We start from the raw sequence: 21,603 nt of genomic DNA on the forward strand, positions 1-21,603 counted from the left end.
CAATCCTTTTATGTTTTGGGGTAGTCGGCCTTTTCAGCTACCTTTGGCACCTTTTGATGGCGGCCCTTTTCTGGCCCGGGCAGGGCCAAAGATGTGGCTGCTTGACGCCAAGATGTGGCGGTGGCTGGCCTGTGCTTGCTGCCTATCAAAATAAGACAATATGACGCACCAGGAACTTGCTCAGGAAGTTGCCCAGATTGCCCGCCGGGCGGGCGCTGCGATTATGGCGGTATACAGTAAGGAAGACGTAGGCGTGGAGCTCAAAGCAGATGAATCCCCGCTTACCCTGGCCGATCAGGCCGCCAATGAGGTCATCTGCCGTGCATTGGAAGCGCTGCCGGTACAATACCCGATCATCTCTGAGGAGAACAAAGCGATCCCTTACGAAACGCGCAAATCCTTTGGCCGGCATTGGCTGGTAGACCCGCTTGACGGCACCAAGGAGTTTATCAAGCGCAATGGCGAGTTTACAGTAAATATTGCTTTGGTCGATCAGGGGCGGCCGGTTATTGGGGTGGTCTATGTACCCTGCCTCAACGAGCTGTACTGGTCGGTAGCTGGAGACGGAGCCTACCTGGAGTACAACGGAGAGCAGCGGAAGCTGCAGGCACCGGCCTTCAAGCTGGCAGACGAAGGGCTGCGGGTGGTTTGCTCCCGTTCTCACCTCAATGAGGCCACACAGGCTTTTGTGGATGCCTTGGCAAAGCCGGAGCTCGTGCCGACTGGCAGCTCTCTGAAGTTTTTGATTATTGCGAAGGGGGAAGCGCACGTTTACCCTCGTCTTGGGCCTACTATGGAGTGGGACACGGGTGCAGCCCAGGCTATCCTGGAAGCTGCCGGGGGAGCTGTCATCAACGAGGAAACGGGGCAGCCGCTGGCGTACAACAAAGAGAATTTGCTCAATCCCCACTTCATTGCCTATGGCCATTTGCAGGCAGAGTGATAAGGCTTCCCAACGCTGCTGCCTGCTGAGGCTGTCTATATTGGGAGAGGGGTAAAGAATGGGGCCGCTTCAGGGCTTCCGTGTGCCCTTAATATTCCTGCATACCTAACCAACTGACTTTGCCTGACATCCGATCTTTTCTGCGCACATTCCCTGCCCCTGCCCATCATCAGTGGCTTGGCCTGGCTTGCTTTGCCGCTATGGTGTGGGGGCTGTACACCGCTGCGGAAGCCATCATCAGTATTGCGGTCATTGCACTGGCCTGCAATGTGCTGCTCAACCGGTCTGTAGGCCATATCTTCCGCCGTTTCCTACGAGATCCGGCAATGCTAGGGCTCACCGGGGTGTTCCTGCTTTATGTTTGTTCAGGCTTCTTTAGCGAAGACACAGGCTATTGGCTTCGGCGCCTCCGTCTGGCTCTGCCTTATCTGGCCCTCCCGATAGGTGTGCTGTCTATCCCTCGCCTTGGCCGGGCACAGTATCATGGGCTGCTTTATTTTTTCTTCCTTTGGGCACTGGGCAGCAGCCTATACTCCCTGGCGCTCTACCTACAAGATTTTGAATCCATCACAGCGCAGTACAAGGTAGGCAAAGTGCTGCCCACCCCGGTGCAGCATATCCGCTACAGCCTGATGCTGGCCTTCGCGGTGCCGGTAGGCGCATACCTGGCCCGTCAGCGTTTATATTGGCTAGGGGGCTGGGAGCGTTATCTGCAATGGGGCGGCAGTGTATTCTTGTTCTTGTTCCTGCATGTCCTTGCTGTGCGCAGTGGGCTGCTGGCGTTGTACTGCTGCGTGGCCTATTGGCTGTTGCGGTGGATATTCCTGAGGCGCAAATGGGCGCTCGGGCTTGGGCTGGCGCTCGGCCTTGCTGGCGGCCTTTGGTTGTCAGCTACTTATGTGCCTACCTTGAAAAATAAGGTGAATTATACGATTTACAGCCTGCAGCAGTTTGCCCGGGGGGAGAAACTGGATGAGCTGTCGGATTCCCACCGCCTGGGCTCCGTCCTGGCCGGGCTAGCGCTGCTGAAGCAGGAGCCGGTCACTGGAGTTGGGCTGGGGGATTTGCGCGCAGGCTGCGAAGCCTACTACCAAGCTCATATCCCGAGCATAGCTGGGCGGGACTTGCTCCCGCACAACCAATGGCTGTTTGTCGCTGCGGCAACTGGCCTGCCGGGGCTCCTCTATTTCCTGTGGGCTACCGTTTTCCCGTTATGGCAGCGGCAGCGCTGGAAAGATTGGCTATCTGTTTCCTTCCACCTCATCTTGTTTTCCTCTTTTTTGGTAGAGCATACCCTGGAGACACAGTTCGGCCTCACGCTCTATTTGTGGTTTGTAGTATTGATGGCCCGTTTTCACAGCCCTGAGAAGGGCTAAGCCCGGGCGGGCTCAATTCGCTTTGAGCGCTGGAAAGTCAGCCTAAGTGATTATCTTGCGCCTGGCCCTGCCGATATACGGGGCTGCACCCTATCCAAGATTCAGCCTGCCTGCCGAACGGGCAGGCCATCCAAAAAGCAGGAAATATGATCCGTTTGGAGCACATTGGAATCGCTGTCAGGAGCCTTGAAGACAGCAATGAACTGTTCGAGAAGCTGCTGGGCCGCCCGCATTATAAAATAGAAGAAGTCGCTTCAGAATACGTCAAAACTTCATTTTTCAAGATTGGGGAGTCTAAGGTGGAGCTCCTCGAAGCGACCTCCCCTGATAGCGCGATAGCGAAGTACGTTGCTAAGCGGGGAGAGGGGATTCATCATGTCGCGTTTGAAGTAGAAGACATCCACGCTGAGATGGAGCGCCTGCGCAGCGAGGGGTTCACCCTGCTCAATGAGCAGCCCAAGCGCGGAGCAGACAACAAACTGGTCTGTTTTGTGCATCCGAAGAGTGCTAATGGCGTGCTGATCGAGCTGTGCCAAGAGGTGCGGGAAGAAGAAGGCTAAAATGGCCGTTTAGTCGGGCAGTATGATATCCATAGCCACGTGTGCTGGCGTTGTGCCTACATTCCCGCCTACCAAGTTTTTCCGGTTCAGCTGGTGAATGCCTTTGATGTAGCGTATAGATCCGGTAAGCGAACGGATGACGATGCTCTCCGTTGTCACTCCGCCCCTCCGGTCAAAGTGTACCCCCTCTAGGAACGTTGATTCGGTAATGCCGGTGGCGGCGAAGAAGGTATTGTCTGATTGGATGAGGTCGTCCAAGTGCAGCACTTCATTGATTTTGACCTTGTCTTTGCGCAGTTGCCGTTTCTCCTCTACCCGTTGTGGAGCGCGCACGGCCTGCATCCCTCCGCCAAGGGCTTTGACAGCCGCTGCTGCGATGACGGCTTCCGGCGTGCCGCCCACTCCCATGAGCACGTCTATGCCTGTGCCAGGGATGGCCGCCATCAGTGCCCCCATGACATCCCCGTCTGAGTGCAGCATGATGCGTGCGCCGGTCTGCCGCACTTCTTCGATGAGGGAAGCGTGCCGCGGTTTATCGAGCACAAAAACGGTAAGGTCTTCCACGTTGCGCCCCAGCGCATCGGCTATATTGACGAGGTTGGTGGAAGGAGACTTGGTAATGTCGATGGCCTGCCGGGCTTCCTGCCCGACTACAATCTTGTTGATGTAAAAGCTGTTGCCGGGGTTCCACATGCTCCCCCGCTCGGCCACGGCAATGACTGCTATGGCATTGGGCCGGCCTTCGGCTAGCAGGGTTGTGCCTTCCACGGGGTCCACAGCGACATCTACCTCTACGCCTTCTCCCGTGCCGACGAGCTCGCCGTTGTAGAGCATAGGGGCATTATCTTTTTCGCCTTCCCCTATGACCACAGTGCCATTCATATCTACAGTGCGGAGGAAGGAGCGCATGGCATCCACTGCTGCTTGATCGCCAGCGTCTTTATTTCCGGTGCCCATGTAGCGGGCTGCAGATATAGCTGCCGCCTCAGTGACGCGGACGAGCTCCATGGCAAGGTTTCGGTCGGGGCGGTTGGTTGGCTGTGTTTGTTCAGGCATGTCAGGTGGATTGAAAAATGAGCAGGATGGTAGCGAAAACCACCTCCAAGGTAATGGGTTTCAGCCGTTGCCCATGTGGCGTGGATCACAAAATGGCTGTTAAAGCCGGAAAATTATGGATTATATGGCCGGGGCTGGCCGCTTCCAAGGCTGCTTCGCTCCGGTAGCCATAAGTGACGGCACAAGATTGCATCCCGGCCCGTTTCGCGGCTTCGATGTCATGTGTGGAATCGCCAACCATCAGGGCGTTTTCTGGGGCGATACCCAGCTGTGATAAGATATGCATGAGCCCGCCCGGGTGGGGCTTGTAAGGGTACAGTTCTGGCCTGGCGCCCTGTATATGGCTGAAGTGTGGGGCCAGCCCCAGCGCGCCCACTATCTGCAGGGTGAAATGGTGCAGCTTATTGCTGTAAACTGCGAGCTTGTAGCGGCTCAGCAGAGGAAGGGTCTCTGATACGCCAGGGTAGGGCTGCGTTTTGTTTGTAAAGTGGGCCGCGTAGTACTCGTCAAAATGTTGTTTGGCCGCCTTTAGCACCTTCGTATCTGAAGTTTGTGCAGCTTCTTGCAATAGATAGCCCAAGCCACTGCCGAGCAGAGGGGGCACAGCCTCATAAGGCAGGCCAGGTTTGCCGAGCTGTGCCATAGCATAATTGAGGGCATCGGTCAGGTCGCGGTGGGAATCGGCAAGGGTGCCGTCGAGGTCGAAAACAATAAGCTGTAGGTTGGGGTGTGGCATACGGTCCGTATATGTTGTTGCGGCACAAAAGTACGGCCCTGTGGGAGAGGAGTTGGCTTAATTTGTATTAAAATTATATGTATCAAATTATTTGTTTCAATTTGATTTTGGCTATATCTTAGCCTTAAAATAGAGCCTATGTCTCAGCGGTCTATCCTTCATTTGGATTTGGATGCATTCTTCGTTGCGGTAGAGCAGCTGCACAATACCGCCCTGCGCGGGCGGCCACTGATAGTTGGGGGCAGCAGCGCCCGAGGGGTGGTAGCCTGCTGCAGCTACGAAGCCCGCCGGTTTGGAGTATATGCAGGCATGCCGGTGCGCCTGGCCCGGCAGCGCTGCCCGGAAGCTAAGGTGGTACAGGGCGATATGGAGCGCTACGCCCGTCATTCTGCCCTGGTTACGGAGATCCTGGCCGAATCTGCGCCCGTTCTAGAGAAGGCTTCCATTGATGAATTCTACTTAGACCTGACCGGCATGGACCGGCACATCGGCTGTTGGAAGTGGGCGGGCGAGCTCCGGCAGCGGGTGGAACGGGAAAGCGGCCTGCCGCTGTCTATGGGGCTTGCGGTCAATAAGCTGGTAGCCAAAGTAGGCGCCGGGGAAGCGAAGCCCAATGGTGCCCGGAGGATAGCGGCCGGGCAGGAGAAGCGTTTTTTTGCTCCCCTCCCAGTATCCCGGCTGCCTGCAGTGGGCCCAGCCACCTGCCACCGGCTTGCGGTCATGGGGGTGCGCACAGTTGCCTCACTGAGCCAGATCCCGCCGGAATTGCTGCAGCGGGAGTTTGGCCGGCCCGGGCTGTCGCTTTGGAAAAAGGCGAACGCTATAGACTGCCGGCCAGTGGAGCCTTATACAGATCGCAAGTCGGTAGCTGCAGAGCGGGCTTTTGAAGTGGATACGACCGATATGGCCTTTCTGCGCTCTGCGCTGAACGATATGATCGCTACTTTGGGGTATGAACTGCGGGCGTCTGGCCGTCTGGCCTCTTTGGTCACCGTCAAGCTGCGCTACACGGACCATAACACGTTCTCCAGGCAGCGGAGCGTGGTGCATACAGCAAGTGATGACGCCTTCCGTCAAGTGGCCTATAGCCTGTTGGAACAGCTTTACCAACGCCGTCAGCTGGTCCGCATGGTTGGCATTAAGCTGAGCGGCTTGGCTGAGGGCAGCCCACAGTTGAGCTTATTTGGTGGCGTAGCGGAAGAACAGGCTCTGCTAAAGGCGATGGATCAGATACGGTACCGTTTTGGCAAAGGTGCTGTACAGCGTGGGGCTTGATGCGAACAGGCCTGCTCGCTTTCGCTGGGCGTAACCCAAAATATTGCAGGTGTTTATGCTTTTCGGGCTATAGCCTGGCATCGGCCTAGCGCTGCGGAGGGGGTTAAGCCCGATAGGGCCGAGCGGATAGCGAGCCCCGTAGCATAGCGGCACCTGCCATTAGGCAGGGGCAGGCCCCATCCCCCAAAAAAACGACAACCTGGTTTGTGCCCCTTTCGCTTTTAGGAGGGAAGGCATTTGCCGGCTATTGCTGAGGCCGGACAACCTTGACCCGGCTGAGCAGCAGCAGCCCCAAAATGAAAAAGCCGCCGAGGATGAGCATGCTCATCCGCATGCTGCCGGTTAGCTGTTCAATGAACCCAAAGGTGAAAGTGCCAAGGATGATGGCGACTTTTTCAAGGACATCGTAAAAGCTAAAGTAAGAGGTAGGGTCTTGGGTGCCTTCCGGGATGAGCTTCGAATAGGTGGAGCGTGACAGTGATTGGATGCCGCCCATGACTAGCCCTACTGCTGCTGCAATAGCATAGAACTGGGCTTTCTCCTGCACAAAATAGCCAACAATACAAATGGCGGTCCAAATCAGCAGCATGGCCACAAGCGAGATTTTATTGCCCTTCCATTCTGAAAGGCGGGCAGAGGCATAGGCGCCTAGTATGGCTACAACCTGTAGCAGCAGTATGATGACAATCAGCTCTGCCGTGCCAAAAGCCAGCTCTTTTTCCGCAAAGGTGCCGGCCAGGAAAAGGACGGTCTGTACTCCGGCGCTGTAACAGAAAAAAGAGAAAAGGAAGGATTTGATGTTCTGCTCCTTTTTCACGGCCGCCCACACTTTTTTCAGCTCCTGAAACCCTCTGCGGAGCAGCCCCGGAGTGTTCCGTTGCCGTTCGTCTGAAGGCAGCCGGCGAAAGGGGATGAGGGCAAAGCCAAGCCACCAAATGCCTACGGTCAAAAAAGCAAACCGGGTCGCTTCGCCCTGGCCCGAAAAGCCCAAGCGCTCCCAGAATTGTATCATGATGAGGTTGATGACCAACAGGATGACACTGCCAATATATCCAAAGGAGAAGCCTTTTGCGCTCACGCGGTCGTAGCGGTCTTCTGTAACGATAACTGGCAGAAAAGCATTGTAAAATACCAGCCCCCCGGCAAAACCGACCATGGCAAGGATAAAACCCGCTGTGCCCAGCCCGATCTGTTCCATGCCCTCAAAAAAGTAAAGTGACAGGCAGGCTGCGGAGCCCAAAATGGTGAAGAACTTCAGGAAAAATTTGCGCCGGCCGCTGTAGTCTGCTATACCGGACAATAGAGGGGAAAATAGGGCAATGACCAGGTAGGCAGCCGATATCGCGTAGGCGTAAAGGCTACTGTTGGACATGGATATTTTCCCGATGTGGATGATGTCATCTGTGACAGCTACGTAGTAGGCAGGGAATATAGCAGCCGTGATGACGAGCGCAAAAGCAGAGTTGGCCCAGTCGAAAAAAGCCCAAGCATTGATGATCCGCTTGTCGTTCATTTGAAAGTCAGGAGAAGAAGCCATGCCGGAGAAGGTATTGTTTTAGGAATAGCCGCGCAGGGATAGCGCCGGCTGTTATTTTTTTCGGCCGCTGCTTGCCGGCAACGATAAATCCTGCACCTTTGCGGTGTCAAAAAGCTATCGCAGCTGCAAGGTACGAATTCGCAGCACTTATCAACGACTGGCCGCGAAATGGGCTGCAAACGGGTGGTATGCCCCGGGGCAGCCAAGTGGCGGCGCAAGCAAGGCGGGGCAGGGCCCCGCCGGTGTGATCAGGCCCCCGGCATTGGGCTTGGCGGGCTGTAAACAACAGGGCTCATGAAAATTGCAATCCTTTCCAGAGGGGCACAGCTGTACTCCACTCAAAGCCTGATACAGGCAGGGCTCAAGCGGGGTTACGATATGCATATTGTAGACCATACCCGCTGCTCCCTCATTTTGGATGAAGAGCGCTCCCGCATTTTGTATGATGGCTACCGCCTCGATCCTTTTGATGCGGTCATCCCACGTATCGGGGCTTCTGTCACTTCGGTTGGCGCATCAGTGATCAGCCAATTTGAAAACATGGGCGTCTTTGTGGCTTCGACGGCAGAAGCGCTGCTGCAAGCCCGGGACAAACTGCGTTGCCTGCACCGCTTGGCACAGCATGGCATGGCCATCCCCAAAACGGTCTTTGTGGCGCCAGGCCAAAATCTAAACGCTGCAGTCAGTGGCTTGGGGGGGCTGCCTGTGGTGGTCAAGCTTTTGGCCGGCACCCATGGCGTAGGTGTTATCCTGGCCGAAACTTTCCGCACCGTGGAAGCAACGGTAGAGGCTTTTCAGCGGTTGAACGAGCGGGTGCTATTGCAAGAGTTTATCCGGGAATCTAAGGGCAAAGATGTAAGGGTGCTCGTAGTTGGGGGGGAGGTGGTAGCTGCTATGGAACGGCAAGCCCGCCCCGGCGAGTTCCGCTCCAACCTCCACCGCGGGGGCAGTGCCCGCCGGGTAAGCCTAACTCCCGAGGAAGAAGCACAGGCCATACAGGTGGCCAGCTTGATGGGGTTGGGCATAGCAGGGGTAGATTTCCTGCGCTCCCGGCGTGGGCTGCTGACCATGGAGGTCAATGCTTCGCCCGGGCTGGAGGGGATAGAGGCGGTGACTGGCCTGGATGTCGCAGGCCATATTTTGGATTACACGGCCCGAGGGGCGAAAGCACAACGATAAATGACAGAGGAGCGCAATCATTCGGAAGAGCTGTTCAAAGTGCACAAGACGGTAGTGGCCCCTGGAGCATCTGAGGTCGTACGCCTGCCAGTAGGGGCGCTGCCAACGGGCCGGCAAATCTTGATGGAGGCGCATGTGTTCCGGGCTGTTGAGCCGGGCCCTGTCGGGCTTCTCCTCGCCGGTGTGCATGGAGACGAGACCAACGGGATCGAGATTGTCCGCCGGACGCTGGAAGAGGGCTGGTTTCACAATATGCAGCGGGGGAGCATCATCGCCCTGCCTGTTGTCAATGTCTACGGTTTTATCAATTACTCTAGGGAAATGCCCGATGGCAAAGACGTTAACCGGTCCTTCCCCGGCAGCAGCAGGGGGTCTTTGGCTTCGCGGGTTGCGCATGCGATTACCCGGCGTGTACTGCCGCTGGCCGATTGGCTGATCGACTTCCACACGGGCGGGGGGCGCATCTACAATTATCCTCAGGTGCGTTATAGCCCGGGGGATGAAGGCAGCGAGCAGTTGGCCGCGCAGTTCGGCGCGCCTTTTTCGGTGGGGAAAGCCCCTATCCGGCAGTCGTTGAGGCGGGTGGCACAGGAGCAGGGCAAGCCGGCCTTGGTCTTTGAGGGCGGGGAAAGCCTGCGCTATGATGCTTTTGCAGTGGAAGAAGGGCTGAATGGCCTGCGCCGGGTCCTCGTTGGGCAGGGGATGCTTGGGGGAGGCGTCTCAGGGCAGCCTTTTTTGCGGCACGACTTTCCCCGGCAGGGGTGGGTGCGGGCTCCTAAAGCCGGTATGTTCGAAGCGCTGCCCGAGGCAGGTGCCCACGTCGTGAAAGGGCAAGAGCTGGGTTTTATACACAGCCCTTACGGGGAAAAGCTTGCGGTAGTGAGCGCACCCCGCGATGGCCACCTCATTGCCTGCAACCGGGCACCGGTAGTGAACCAGGGCGATGCGCTTTTCCACTTGGGGTACGAAGGGGAAGAAAGCTTGTAGCCTCCCGTACTTAGTCCGCTTTCAGCGGCAACAGTTCAACCCGGCGGAAGGACAAGGGGTGGCTTTCTGCCTGAAGGCAGATGTAGCCCTCGGATAGGGGAGAGCCCTCCTTTACCGCATACCCGTCTGGAATGAAATCGCCCCCGATGTGCGGGCGGGTATAAGTCAGCACCGTATCGTTCCCAACCACATGGTGGATGATGCTGTCGCCCAAGACAACAAGGTCGATGGTAACCCACTCTTCGCCCCGGAAGGTTGGCCCTTCCGCATTGATGCAATGCGCCGTGGTGAGGGTATCGGCCAGGTAGACGTGAGTGCCTGGCGTGCAAAGGTTGGCGGTGGGGCGGCTGCCGGCCTCATCGCCGCCGAGCAGCTGCGCTTCCAGGGATACCGGGAAGGCCTGCTCCAGGCCCATAGTGGCCGGAGGCTGACTGTGCAGCATAGCCCCGCTGTTTTTATATGCCCAGCTTGCCCCGCCTGGGGCCTGTTTGCCCTCGAAGCGGTACTCTAACCGGAGCACATAATGGGAAAACGGCGATTCGTAAAAAAGGTGGCCAAACTCATTGGAAAAGGTGTCATAACCTTCGTAGGAGACCCGGAGCAGGCTATCCTCCACCCGGAAGGTATTGTTCAGGTTGTGTCCTAGCTCGTAGCCTGCAAATTTTGGCGTCCAGCCATCGAGGTTGTGCCCGTTGAACAAGGCGATCCAGCTGTTTCCGGTTGGGGCCGGCTCAGATTGAGGAGTACTACAGGCTGCAAACATGAAGCTGAGCGCTAGGGCCAGCAGTGATTTCATCAACGTTGTCATACCATGTTTTTACTGGCGGGGGCACGCCATCGCCGCCCACTAAACATACAAACAAAGTGGGGATATCTGCAAAGTGAACTGCCCATTTGCTAAAGCCCTGCTGTGGATTTTACGCTCCTTTTATATAGTTCTCCAAGGCAGGATTTGTGCAAAGTTGACGCAGGTATTTTTTTCGCTCGCAAGGCGAAAAACGCAGGCATAGCCTACACGAAGCGTGGGGATAGGGCCCCCACGATGAAGTCGGCGAGGCTTTTCAACGCGGCGAGCGGGAAAAAGAGCAAGTCAAAATGCATTAATCTCGCCTTGGAGAACTATAAAAGGCGAAAATGATAAGCCGGCTACTCGATGACCCGTTTTTCGATATAGTCTGAGTTCAGAAGGCTAAGGGCGCCCATGTATTTGAGCTGGAAAGAGACGGCATCGCCCACTTTGTAGTTTGGGCTTTGGCCGCCAAGGTCCACCACCAGCATATCCGAGCTGGCATTTACCACCTCAATGCTTTCGTCGTCCGGGATCAGGTAGTCCACAGAAATGTCGAGGGTGCCGATGTCGAGTATGGCCCGGTAAGACTCCTTGCCGTAGTCCTCTTCGTTGATTTCGAATACATCCCCGGAAGGGTTGGCAGCCATTTGGCCAATGGGCACCTTCGGCTTTTTGGTGATTTCGATGATCTGAGTGTACAGCCGGAACACATCGGGCTTCATTGCGGGTATAGGCTTTTCTTCGAAAAGGTCTACGCCAAAGTAAAGGGTTTCGCCTATCCTGAAATGGTTGATGCCTTTGGGGATCTGCTGCCGGAAAAGCAGCGGCAGTACAACAGAGGTGCCGCCGGTCACCCAGGGTATCTTTTTGTTGAACTTGGCCTCCACCAGCTGTTTGTAAAGATTGAGCTGTATCAATTTGTCTTCGGAGGGCATCACCCCGTGCAGGCAATTGAGGTTGGATCCAATCGCCACCACTTCTATATTGGGCAGCTCAAAGATTTTATCATAGAAATCGACCAGGTTCTCGCCCATGATCCCTTCCCGCAGGTCGCCCAGTTCAATCATGATGGTGACACGGTGCGTTTTCCCCTGCCGTTGTGCTTCCTCGGATATCTTTTTGATGGTGGTGCTTTCTGAGTTGAAACTGACATCGGCATAGCGGACAACGTCCTCGATCTCATCCATAGCCGGCGGCTTAATGTATACGGTCTGCATATCAGGGGCGATGGCCTTGATTTTGGCGAGGTTGTAAATGCGGGAGTCGCAGACTTCTTTGATCCCCAGGCTGATGACTTCCTGTAGGTAGTCTTCATTGCCGCAGAGCAGCTTGGTCACAATCGCCCACTCAATGCCATTTTCCTGAAAGAGGTTGTTCAGGTATTGGTAGTTGTGCTTTAGGTGGCTACGGTTTAGCGTAAGATAGGCCATGCTTGGTTTTGTTGGTTGAAATTTAGGAAAGTGCAAAGCACTGTGCAGCAGCGTTGCCTACATCAGGGTGGAGCCTCCGCGGGGAGCCTGTGAGAGGCGGCGAAATAAGCTCTAAGGAAAGGGAGGCTACAACCGGTTGGGCCCTGAATGTGCAGGGCTATGGGCAGGCAATCGGTATGGGCAGCTGTACAGTCGATGGAGGAATGGTTGATTCCGAAAATCAGGATAGCGCTCCGCAAGAACTTAGAGGGGCGCCCCCGGCCAGCTTATCTGCAAGCAAGCATAATAGACAACAGGCTAAACCACTTTTGGGTTTAATCCTAGAGGGATTAGTCCACTACGTGCCTTGGGATATCCATCGGCAACCGTGTGAGCAGTTCGTAGTTGACTTGATTGGAAAACTCGCCGAAAGAGGACACCGACAGCTCCAAGTCGCCCTGATAGCCAATGATGACGACCTCGTCCCCTCGTTCAAGGTTTTCGAGCTGGGAAGCATCCACTGTGATGGCATTCATATTGACCATGCCGATGACCCCCACCCGCTTCCCCCTTATGAGCACCCGTCCGGCATTGCTCAGCGCCCGGCTGAACCCGTGGGCGTAGCCAATGGGGATGGTAGCGATTTTCATGGTATCGCTAGCCAGGTAGGAAGTGCCATAGCCTACATATTCGCCGGTGCGCACCGTTTTGACATCCATCACCTGGCTTTTCCAGGTGATCAGCCTTTCCAGCGGATTGTCTTGCCGGTTGGCTTTGGCATTGAATTCGATCAAGGTTTCCCGGCTGGGCCAGAAACCGTACTGCAGAATGCCGATCCGGACCATATCCATGCGGGTAGGAGGGTAGCGCATGGCAGCAGCGGAGCAGGCGGTATGGTAAAATTGCGGCTGCAAATGCTGGGCGCTGAACCACTTGGATATTTTCTTGTACAACTTTCGCTGTTGGGTGACCCGAACATAGTTGGCAATGCTTTCTGCCCCGGCAAAGTGGGTGCTGAGCCCTTCAAAGTGCAGGTGTTCCGGGTGGCTGCTGAGCAGCGCTGCCACAGCTGGGAGCTCATGCGCTTCGTAGCCTATGCGGTTCATACCGGTCTCAATTTCTATGTGTACCCGTGCACGCTTCTTTATCCGCTGTGCTGCTTTGGCGGCGTAAGCCAGCCGCTCCAGCTCAAAAGTATAGAAAGAAATGCCGGACTCGATGGCCCAGTCTACGTGCTCATCCTCGATCATGCCCATGATCATGATCTCGGTATCTGGGTGCTGTATGACCTGTTGCACCCGGTAGGCCTCTGCTGCATCAAAAACCGAGAAATGACGGATGCCGCAGGCTTCAGCCATAGGGACGAAAACCTCCAGCCCATGGCCATAAGCATTGCCCTTGACCACGGAGGATAGCCGGGGCTGCTCTCCGATCTGCGCTCTGATAAAGGCCAGGTTTTTGGCCAGGGCCTGTTGGCTGATTTCAATTTTTGAGGTAGCTAGCATAATGTAGTGATGGCTCAGTGGTTGAGGATGGCTTCGCACAAACGGGTGTACATGCGTACGCCAACCGGTATAATTTCATCGGGGAAATCGTAGTCGGGGTTGTGCAGGGCCGGGTGGTCTTCGCCCGAACCGATGCCGAACATCGCGCCCCGGTACTGCTGAGTGAAGGCCCCAAAGTCTTCCCCCCATTTGAAAGCATAAGGAGCGGTATGATAGGAAAAGCCCTCAGCCTCCGCCGCCGCCTCAATCAGGGCGGCCATTTCCGGGTCATTGCGGTTGGTCCGGAAGATATTCGTCCATTCTGTTTCGGCTTTGAGGCCGTACTTTTTACTGACCCGCCCGATGTAGTCCAAAAGCCTTTGGCTTAGCTTTTCCATTTCGGCCTCTGTCCAAGTGCGTATGGTGAGGTGTATTTCGCCATAGCCGGCCGAGACGCCATAGGCCACTTCCCCCAGGTTGATGTGCACCGGGGTAAGTATGGCAAAGCCTTCTTTGTCCCGGTCGGGCTGGCAGGCGGTCTGAGATGCTTTGATGATTTCTGAGATGGCCATAGCGGGGTTGGTCCCATTTTCCGGCTCACCGGCATGAGCTGTTTTGCCGTGCAGGCGTACGATCAGGCTTTGCACAGCTGCGCTGAAAGGCCCTTCCCGGCAGACGATCTGCCCTGACGGGAAACCGGGCAGGTTATGAAAGGCAAAAGCATGGTCGATCGGCAATAGCGCATCGAACCCAGGGTCGTCCAGCATCCACTGTGCGCCAGCGCCAATCTCTTCTGCAGGCTGGAACAAAAGGAGCACCCGCCCCTTGCCAGGGGGGTGGCCCTGCAGGTAGTGGGCGAAGCCCATCATCACCGCCATATGGCCGTCGTGCCCGCATTTGTGCGAAACGCCAGGATTGGTGGAGCGGTACGCAAATTCATTGACCTCTTCTATGGGCAGGGCATCGAGTTCTGTACGGAAAAGGAGGGTAGGCCCCGGCCGGCCACTGTCGAATACAGCAGCTACCCCATGGCCTCCCAGCCCTGTGAAAATCTGGCTGGGCTGTAAGTGCTCTAGCTTTTCCAAGACCCGCAGGGCGGTCTGCTCTTCTGCTCCGCTCAGCTCCGGATGCTGATGTAGCTGCCGCCGAAACGCCTGAACTTCAGGCAGCCATACTGGTTTAGTCTGCGTCATGTGGCAAGGTCGCGTTTTGGTTTTATGCCCGCCCTGCTGAAAGCCGGGCAGATGCAGGGTCTTCCGGGGCAGGTGTGAGGTAGCTCAATAATAGGAAGGAAAGCGCAGAAATACTAATCCCGGCGATATTGGAGTCCAGCCCGTACGGCAGTTGGTAGCCGGCCAGTATAAGCCCCAAGGTAGTGCCCCCGCCTAACAACATGGACCAAAATGCAGCAGTGGGCGTGCTGCGTTTCCAGTACATCCCCCCGAGCACAGGCACAAACAGGCCACTGACCATAAAGGCATAGGAAAGGAGCATGAGCTCCAAGACGTTCTGCATAGACATAGCTATCAGTAGCGCTATTGCGCCGATGGCAAAGGTCGCAACCTGCGAGTAGCGGAGGATTTTCTTTTCATGCCCTTTGATCGGCATGAAGCGTTCCAGGATATCCGTTACCACATTGCCGGAAGCCGCCATCAGGCAGCTGTCTGCAGTAGACATGATTGCAGAAAAGTAAGCGGAGAGCATCAGCCCGGTAAGCCCTGCGGGCAGTACAGTGCGCAGCAGCAGCGGCAGCCCCATCTCTGCATCCATTTGAGCAGGGTCAGTATAGCCTAAGCCAACGAACATACCCTGGTCTGCGCCTACGCGGGCGAACAAGCCGAGCAGTACGCCCATGAAGGCCATGATGGGGTACTCAAACAATCCCGCTATGTACCAAGCCCTGCGGGCTGTTTTTTCATCCCTACAAGCATAAATGCGCTGGTAGAGCGTCATCCCTACAAACCAAATGGGGATGATGGTCACGCCCCAGTTGACGAGCTGAGACCAGGCCACGTTCGTTAGGCTGAGCATCTCCGGCTGCACAGTGGCTTTGATGCTTTCGTACCCGCCCACTGCATAGTACCCCATCGGTATGCCGATGAAGACCAGGCCTGCCATGAGTATGATCCATTGCACGGTGTCGGTATAAATGACCGCTTTGAGCCCTCCCGCCACGGTATACACTACAGCAATGATCCCCATGATGATGAGGGCCTGCGTGAGGCTGAGGGCGGTAAAGGTGGCGGATGCCAGTTTGGCGCCAGCCAGGAGCTGGGAGCTGGTGAAACCTATGTAGCCGATGGCGGAGATAAAGCCGGCCAGCAGTGCAACTTTGGGGTTGAAGAGGTACTCAAAAAGCTGTGGGAAAGTCAGGAGGTTGATCTGTTTGGAGAGCCGGTTCACCTTTGGGATGAGGAAAACTGCGCTGAGCCAGGCCCCGATCAGCCCGGTGAACAGCATCCAAGACCCGGACAGCCCCATCATGAAGCCGAGCCCGCCCAAGCCTATGGAGAAGCCGCCCCCTACGTCAGTCGCTACAACCGACAAGCCAATGTGCATGCTGCCCATGTCGCGCCCGCCCACATAGTAGTCATCTGCATTTTTGTTCTGCCGGAAAAAGAAAAAGCCAATCCCGAGCATGGCTAGGAAGTAAACAATGAATATGGCGATGTCTATTGGGTGCATGGAGGTAGGATTTGTGGCAAACAGGGTCGCCCCGCGCCGGGCGGTTGAGCAGCCTGGGCGGGGTGGAGGAATATCTTATCGAAAGGGTTAGGCGCCAGCTTGCTTGAGGCGCATTTCGAGGTATTTATTGGTGAAGCCGAGCTTGGTGTAGAGGTGGCGCGCGGGGTTGTCCGGCTCAACGTGGAGAGCGATATCGCCTTGTGCCAGGCTAATGGCTTTTTGCATCAGCTGCTTGCCGATGCCCTTGCCGCGGTGCTGATTGTCTACCGCGATATAAACGAGGATGTTTTCCGGGATATACCCCTCCATGCCGGTCCGGTTGATGACTACGGCGCCTACAATCTCATCATCAATCAGCCCTGTGACGATATAACCGCCGTGTGAGGCAGATTCTTTCTGTGCATACTGAATGCACTTCATAATGTCTTCCCGGGGATCGCCATACTCGTCTAGGTGTTTGTGGAGAAAGTCTACGATTTTGTCTTTTTCAGGAATTGAGGCTGGGTCAAAAGGGGTAAATACCTTAAAATTCATATCGATGTTTAATCAGAAGTGTTTCAGGGCGGCTCGGGTTTGGTTTTTGTAAGACACTGATAGCCAAAGCCTTCCTGTGAAATAAAACATAATGGTTCCATATAAGCAACGCATAAAGGGCAGATAGGTTGGCTGCAGGCATCCCACAGGCTATAGGGGCGCAAACCAGATTGCCGTTTTTTCGCCCTGCCCCCTCCGTAAGGATAGGGGCCTGCCCCTGCCTAGCGGGCAGGTGCCGCTATGCTCCGGGGCTCGCTATCCGCTCGGCCCTGTCGGGCTTGCCACCCCTTCGCAGCGCTAGGCCAATGCCCGCCTATGGCTGATCTAGCACAAACGCCTATGGCATGTTGGTTTTCGCCCGGCTACAGCAGGTCTTCCAGCAAGAAGGCCACCTTGAACTTGGCCTCCCCTCTTCTTACCTTCATCCGGATGCGCTTGCCCGGCTGCTTTTGGAGCCGCCTGATGATGCCTTCGAGGGAAAGCAGGCTGGCGGGCATCCAATTGACCCGTAGTATCTCGTCCCCTGGTTTTAGCCCGGCCTGGCCAGCGGGGCTGTCATCCAGCACACTGTAGATGTCAAACTGGTTGAGGGCTGGGCCAGAGGCGATGATGAGGAGCCCGCTGCGGTCTTTCTTGAACTCTTCTTTGTAATATTTATTGGGCGCGAAGTAGGCCTTCTCCTCGATATAGTTCAGCACAACAGTGAAGCGGCGTAGTATGCCGTTGCCGATGATGCCGTTCCGGCGGTCGAGCTGCGTGGTGTCGATATTGGGTAGGTCATACTCCTGATAACTGGTGACGACCTGTGAAAAAGTGAAAGGGGGCAGCTTCAGTTCATCTACCTGCCCCTGATACCCGAGGAGGAACCCGCCCAGCCCTGCCCCAAGGTTGGTGGGGATGACGCGCTCTGGGATGTGGAGCCCCGGAGCGCTCTGCGTATTGATGAGCAAAGGCAAGGCCGCGCCGGTATCGAGCAGGAAATTCAGGTGGGAGCTGTCTGAGCCCTGGGCTACATCTGCCATGAGGTAAGGCTTGCTGCGCAGGAAGCGGGCGTCAACCTCGGTGAAAGCTCCTCCAGGCCCCTCGAAATTGTTGGGGTTGAAAAAGGAGATGACCTGCCGCCGGTAATCGATGCGCACAATAAAGCGCCGGAAAAAGTCGGCCCCTAGAATGCCGTGTATGTCGATCCCAGCATAGTCCTCAAACCGCATATAGTCTTCCTCAAGCACGAGCACTGCCCGGTTTTTTGCAAGAATGTCCCCCATTTTCAGGTTGACGCCCTGTGCCAGGTAAGCGTAAAGCTCCGTGCTGAGATCAGACCCCAAAATGGTGAAGCGCCGCTTGTAGTCGATTTGGAGCAAGTCGGTAATTTCCCGCTGTGTGATAATGGTGTGCTCTGCACCAGTATCAAAGATGAAATTGAGCGGTAGCAGCCCTTCGAAAAGTACGGGGACAATGACAAAGCCATTGATGTATTCAAAGCGGATATCCACCCGCTTGAAATTCTCCCGGACTTCAAGGTCGGCCAGTTGGGCAAAGGCTCCGGGGGCAGCCATGATCAGGCAGAGCAAAAAGGCAGTCAGGCAGGGCTTCATAAGCAGTCGGTGGTTTCCCGGATGTGGCTACCCATTGTAATGCGTTGTAGCACGGCTTGGTTCACCAAAGGAGGGCCCGGTGCAGCCCGGCGGAAAGAAAAGGTTGGCGCTGAGGCAGCAATACGATAAAGGCTGCCGTTTTAATTGGGCTGTTACGTAAACTGCAAGTTAATATCATAATTAAATTTGGTATTTCTGCTAATTGTAAAAAAGTGTTCGTTGGTTTTTGTTTTCTCAGCGTATTTTATGACTTTTACGACCTAGTTAGTGTAAAACCAACACAATTGCTTAGCCTTTCTACCGCTCCCATGAACCCAAATAATGAAAACTTGCCTAAGGGCTAAAAGACCTGCAAGGTGAGGTGCTTTGGCGAGCATCCCTCCCTTCCTCGGCGAGGCGATATTTTAATCAGATATAGTTTTACTAACTAAACCAATTGTAGTGTATGAAACTTAACTTCAACTCCATGACGAGGGGCGTCGTCTTGGTTTTAGCGCTGTTCCTGTGCAACTTCACCTTTGCGCAGCGGACGATCACCGGCACGGTGACAGACGCTGAAACCGGCGAGACGCTCATCGGCGCCAACGTTCTCGTGGTTGGGACTAGTACAGGTACCATTACAGACTTTGACGGTACCTATTCTCTGAATGTTTCGGAGGATGCCACGGCTCTTGAGTTTTCTTACACCGGCTATGGCTCTCAGCGTATCGAAATCGGCTCACAGACCGTTATCGATATTGCTATGAGCGCGGGTCAGCAGCTTGAAGAAGTTGTTGTTGTCGGTTATGGATCACAGAAAGAGAAAGAAATCACTTCTTCTGTCACTTCTGTAAGTGCGGAAGAGTTCAACCAAGGGCCTATCACCGACCCAGCACAGCTGCTGCAGGGCAAGGTAGCAGGCCTTCAGGTGTACAACCGGGGTGGAGACCCCAACGGGCGGAGCGTTATCCGTCTGCGTGGTATCTCTACTGTTGGGGCCAACACGGAGCCGCTCGTAGTAGTGGACGGCATCATTGGTGCCTCTCTGGACAACGTTGACCCCAATGATATCGAGAGCGTGACTGTCCTCAAGGATGGTTCCGCTGCTGCTATTTATGGCTCTCGTGGTTCTGCAGGTGTTATTTTGGTAACTACCCGTACGGGCCAGAAAGGGCAGGGGGTTCAGTTCTCTTACAATGGCCAGCTCGGTGCTTCTACTGCATTCAACAGCGTGCCAGTAATGAGCGCTGAAGAGTTTGTTGCTGCTGGCGGTACGGACCTTGGCTCACAGACCAACTGGACTGACGAGGTGACGCGCACGGGCATTACCAATGTGCACAGCCTTTCTGCTTCTGGCGGCTCAGGCAACACCAACTACCGCGTTTCAGGCAACTATCGTAACGTGGATGGTATCCTGAACAACTCGGGCTTTGAGCAGTTCAACGGCCGTGTCAACTTGTCTACAAAGGCATTCAACGACCGCGTTAGCCTGGACTTCAACTCTTCTTTCACCAACCGCAACTCTGACTACGGCTTCAATGAAGCACTGCGCTACGCGGTTCTGTACAACCCTACCGCTCCTGTTTTTGGTAAGGATGCACCGTTCCCTTTCGCCAGCGATCAGTATGGCGGGTACTTTGAGACCCTCGGCTTGTTCGATAGCTTCAACCCGGTCTCTATCATTGAGCAGAACCGCAATCAGGGCAAGCGTACAGAAGTAACTTACGGCGCACGCCTTGGCTACCGCATCACGGATAACCTGGAAGTTTCTGGGCGTGTGGCTCAGCAGAAAACTACGCTGGCCAACCGGGCTTACTACCCCACCACTTCCCTCTTCCGGGGCAATGCTACCAGCCCAACCCGGAAAGGCCGTGCAGACTTTTACGACGAGATCACTAGCTTCCAGCTGTATGAGGGCTATGCTACTTATGTGAACGACATCGGCAGCCGCTCCAACCTTCGGGTAACAGCAGGTTACTCTTATCAGCAGAACAACTTCGAGTCTACTTACCTGAGCCTGGGCGACTTCCCGAACAATATCCAGGACTACGGCAACCTGATCCAGACTTCTCAGGATTTGCAGAACGCTGGCTTTATCCAAGCCAACAGTGCAGTTTCTCCAGATGAGAAGATCATTGCTTTCTTCGCTCGTGCCAACTTCTCGTTCGACGATGCCATCTTCCTGAACGCTTCGGTACGCCGTGAGGGCTCTACTAAGCTTGGTGAGGACAACCGCTGGGGTATTTTCCCTGCCCTTGGTGTGGGTGTAGACCTCAACCGTTACCTCAACTTCAACCGGGTAGACCTCTTGAAGGTGCGCCTTGGTTATGGTGTGACGGGCTCTCTGCCAGGCCCCAATGGCTTGTCTCAGCCTATCCGCCAAGTGGTTAACGGCGCTGACGGCAGCGTTTCAACTGAGCTCATCCGCGCAGCTAACCCCGACCTGAAGTGGGAGGAAAAAGCTGAGCTAAATTTCGGTGTGGAATTTGGCATGGACCGCTTCACGGCTACCTTGGACCTCTACAACCGCGATATCTCTGACTTCATCCTCGAGCGTACTGTTGATGCAGCTGTATTCGGTGTAGACCGCCGCTTTGAAAATGCAGGCCGCCTGACTACACAGGGCGCAGAACTGACACTGGGCTACGATGTAGTCAATTCCAGCAAGGTAAGCTGGAATACTGGCGTCGTGCTTTCTACCTACAAAACGACACTGGAAGAGTACGTCATCCCTCAGGAAATCCGTGCTAACCTCGGTGCTCCTGGCCAGAACGGTACCAACCTGATCCGCGTAGCGGAAGGTGAGGAAATTGGCCAGATCTGGGGCCCTGTCTATGCTGGGGTAGGTGAGAATGGCGCGCCACTGCTTTCTGATATCAATGGCGATGGCCAGGTTATCGGCGATCAGGGCAACGCGCTGAACCCAGAGGCGGACTTCCAGGTATTGGGCAATGGTATCCCTGATCTGGAGTTTGGCTGGACCAACCAGCTGAGGCTGGGCGAGTGGTCTGTCAATGCCTTCTTCCGTGGCGCATTGGGCCATAGCCTCGTGAACACTTTCCGCGCTTTCTACGAGCCGCGCATTTCTTCTCAGTCTTCCTACAACTTTGTCAATACAGAACTGGTGGAAGAAGGGCTGACCGCAGCTCAGTTTAGCTCCCTTTATGTAGAAAAAGCAGACTTCTTCAAGCTGGACAACCTGACCATCTCTCGCAGCTTCAGCTTTGCCAAAGACAGCGCCATCCGCGGCCTCACAGTGTCGCTAACTGGACAAAACCTGTTTATTTTGACCAACTATACGGGTACAGATCCTGAACCAGCACTGGTCGATTATGGTTCTGCTGATAACGGCGGAGAAGTAGACTTTTCTAATCCTGACGTGCTCAGCCCAGGTATCGACCGCCGCTACAACTACTTTGCGTCGCGGACTTTCACCCTGGGAGTGAACCTCAATTTTTAACTAGAAAAATTTAAAAGG

Annotated in this window: 17 protein-coding genes; 7 read left to right on the forward strand and 10 right to left on the reverse strand. The window is 55.3% G+C overall.

Going from position 1 to position 21,603, the window contains the following annotated elements; translation table 11 throughout:
* The first annotated feature begins 160 nt into the window (after positions 1-160).
* The 3 genes from cysQ (at position 161) to mce (ending at position 2,879) form a co-directional block, all read left to right on the forward strand.
* Positions 161-943 carry a 3'(2'),5'-bisphosphate nucleotidase CysQ gene (gene cysQ / locus FRY97_RS04330; RefSeq protein WP_147166206.1) on the forward strand — a complete coding sequence of 261 codons (783 nt, stop codon included), beginning with the start codon at positions 161-163 and terminating at the stop codon, positions 941-943.
* Positions 944-1,062: 119 nt separating this feature from the next.
* Positions 1,063-2,319, forward strand: coding sequence for an O-antigen ligase family protein (locus FRY97_RS04335; RefSeq protein WP_147166207.1), 1,257 nt, complete (start codon positions 1,063-1,065; stop codon positions 2,317-2,319).
* A 146-nt stretch (positions 2,320-2,465) separates the two neighbouring features.
* Positions 2,466-2,879 carry a methylmalonyl-CoA epimerase gene (mce, locus tag FRY97_RS04340; protein WP_246141551.1) on the forward strand — a complete coding sequence of 138 codons (414 nt, stop codon included), beginning with the start codon at positions 2,466-2,468 and terminating at the stop codon, positions 2,877-2,879.
* 9 nt (positions 2,880-2,888) lie between these two features.
* Here mce and glpX read toward each other — a convergent pair whose 3' ends face one another.
* Positions 2,889-3,935 carry a class II fructose-bisphosphatase gene (gene glpX / locus FRY97_RS04345; RefSeq protein WP_147166208.1) on the reverse strand — a complete coding sequence of 349 codons (1,047 nt, stop codon included), beginning with the start codon at positions 3,933-3,935 and terminating at the stop codon, positions 2,889-2,891.
* 85 nt (positions 3,936-4,020) lie between these two features.
* On the reverse strand, positions 4,021-4,671 hold the full coding sequence (locus FRY97_RS04350; RefSeq protein ID WP_147166209.1) for an HAD family hydrolase: 651 nt from the start codon (positions 4,669-4,671) through the stop codon (positions 4,021-4,023).
* Between the two features lie 138 nt (positions 4,672-4,809).
* Between FRY97_RS04350 and dinB the strand changes: the two genes are divergently transcribed.
* Positions 4,810-5,946: a DNA polymerase IV gene (dinB, locus tag FRY97_RS04355; protein ID WP_147166210.1), complete on the forward strand. Its 1,137-nt coding sequence runs from the start codon at positions 4,810-4,812 to the stop codon at positions 5,944-5,946.
* 244 nt (positions 5,947-6,190) lie between these two features.
* Here the strand turns inward: dinB and FRY97_RS04360 are convergent, their stop codons facing one another.
* Positions 6,191-7,483 (reverse strand): MFS transporter, encoded by a 1,293-nt coding sequence (locus FRY97_RS04360; RefSeq protein ID WP_211356806.1) that lies wholly within the window; start codon positions 7,481-7,483, stop codon positions 6,191-6,193.
* A 294-nt stretch (positions 7,484-7,777) separates the two neighbouring features.
* Between FRY97_RS04360 and FRY97_RS04365 the strand changes: the two genes are divergently transcribed.
* Both FRY97_RS04365 and FRY97_RS04370 read left to right on the forward strand, forming a co-directional pair.
* Complete coding sequence (locus FRY97_RS04365) at positions 7,778-8,662, forward strand: RimK family alpha-L-glutamate ligase (RefSeq protein ID WP_147166211.1); 885 nt, start codon at positions 7,778-7,780, stop codon at positions 8,660-8,662.
* Entirely contained in the window at positions 8,663-9,649 is a 987-nt protein-coding gene (locus FRY97_RS04370) for a succinylglutamate desuccinylase/aspartoacylase family protein (protein ID WP_147166212.1), read from the forward strand. It abuts the gene before it with no gap.
* Positions 9,650-9,659: 10 nt separating this feature from the next.
* Here FRY97_RS04370 and FRY97_RS04375 read toward each other — a convergent pair whose 3' ends face one another.
* The 7 genes from FRY97_RS04375 to FRY97_RS04405 form a co-directional block, all read right to left on the reverse strand.
* Entirely contained in the window at positions 9,660-10,457 is a 798-nt protein-coding gene (locus FRY97_RS04375; protein WP_211356807.1) for a 3-keto-disaccharide hydrolase, read from the reverse strand.
* Positions 10,458-10,795: 338 nt separating this feature from the next.
* A complete protein-coding gene (locus FRY97_RS04380) occupies positions 10,796-11,869 on the reverse strand; it encodes an alanine racemase (protein WP_147166213.1) in 1,074 nt (357 codons plus the stop codon).
* Positions 11,870-12,198: 329 nt separating this feature from the next.
* Positions 12,199-13,353 (reverse strand): alanine racemase, encoded by a 1,155-nt coding sequence (alr, locus tag FRY97_RS04385; RefSeq protein ID WP_147166214.1) that lies wholly within the window; start codon positions 13,351-13,353, stop codon positions 12,199-12,201.
* Positions 13,354-13,367: 14 nt separating this feature from the next.
* Positions 13,368-14,525, reverse strand: coding sequence for an amidohydrolase (locus FRY97_RS04390; protein WP_147166215.1), 1,158 nt, complete (start codon positions 14,523-14,525; stop codon positions 13,368-13,370).
* A gap of 22 nt (positions 14,526-14,547) precedes the next feature.
* A complete protein-coding gene (locus FRY97_RS04395) occupies positions 14,548-16,017 on the reverse strand; it encodes a sodium:solute symporter family protein (protein ID WP_147166216.1) in 1,470 nt (489 codons plus the stop codon).
* 87 nt (positions 16,018-16,104) lie between these two features.
* On the reverse strand, positions 16,105-16,551 hold the full coding sequence (locus FRY97_RS04400) for a GNAT family N-acetyltransferase (RefSeq protein WP_147166217.1): 447 nt from the start codon (positions 16,549-16,551) through the stop codon (positions 16,105-16,107).
* A 362-nt stretch (positions 16,552-16,913) separates the two neighbouring features.
* The gene (locus FRY97_RS04405; RefSeq protein WP_147166218.1) at positions 16,914-18,146 is read right to left on the reverse strand and encodes an aspartyl protease family protein; all 1,233 of its coding nucleotides are present in this window, start codon (positions 18,144-18,146) and stop codon (positions 16,914-16,916) included.
* Positions 18,147-18,591: 445 nt separating this feature from the next.
* Between FRY97_RS04405 and FRY97_RS04410 the strand changes: the two genes are divergently transcribed.
* Positions 18,592-21,585, forward strand: a complete 2,994-nt coding sequence (locus tag FRY97_RS04410) for a SusC/RagA family TonB-linked outer membrane protein (RefSeq protein ID WP_147166219.1) — start codon at positions 18,592-18,594, stop codon at positions 21,583-21,585.
* Positions 21,586-21,603: the final 18 nt, after the last annotated feature.

Origin of the sequence: Phaeodactylibacter luteus, assembly GCF_007993045.1 — a bacterium.
GTDB lineage: Bacteria > Bacteroidota > Bacteroidia > Chitinophagales > Saprospiraceae > Phaeodactylibacter > Phaeodactylibacter luteus.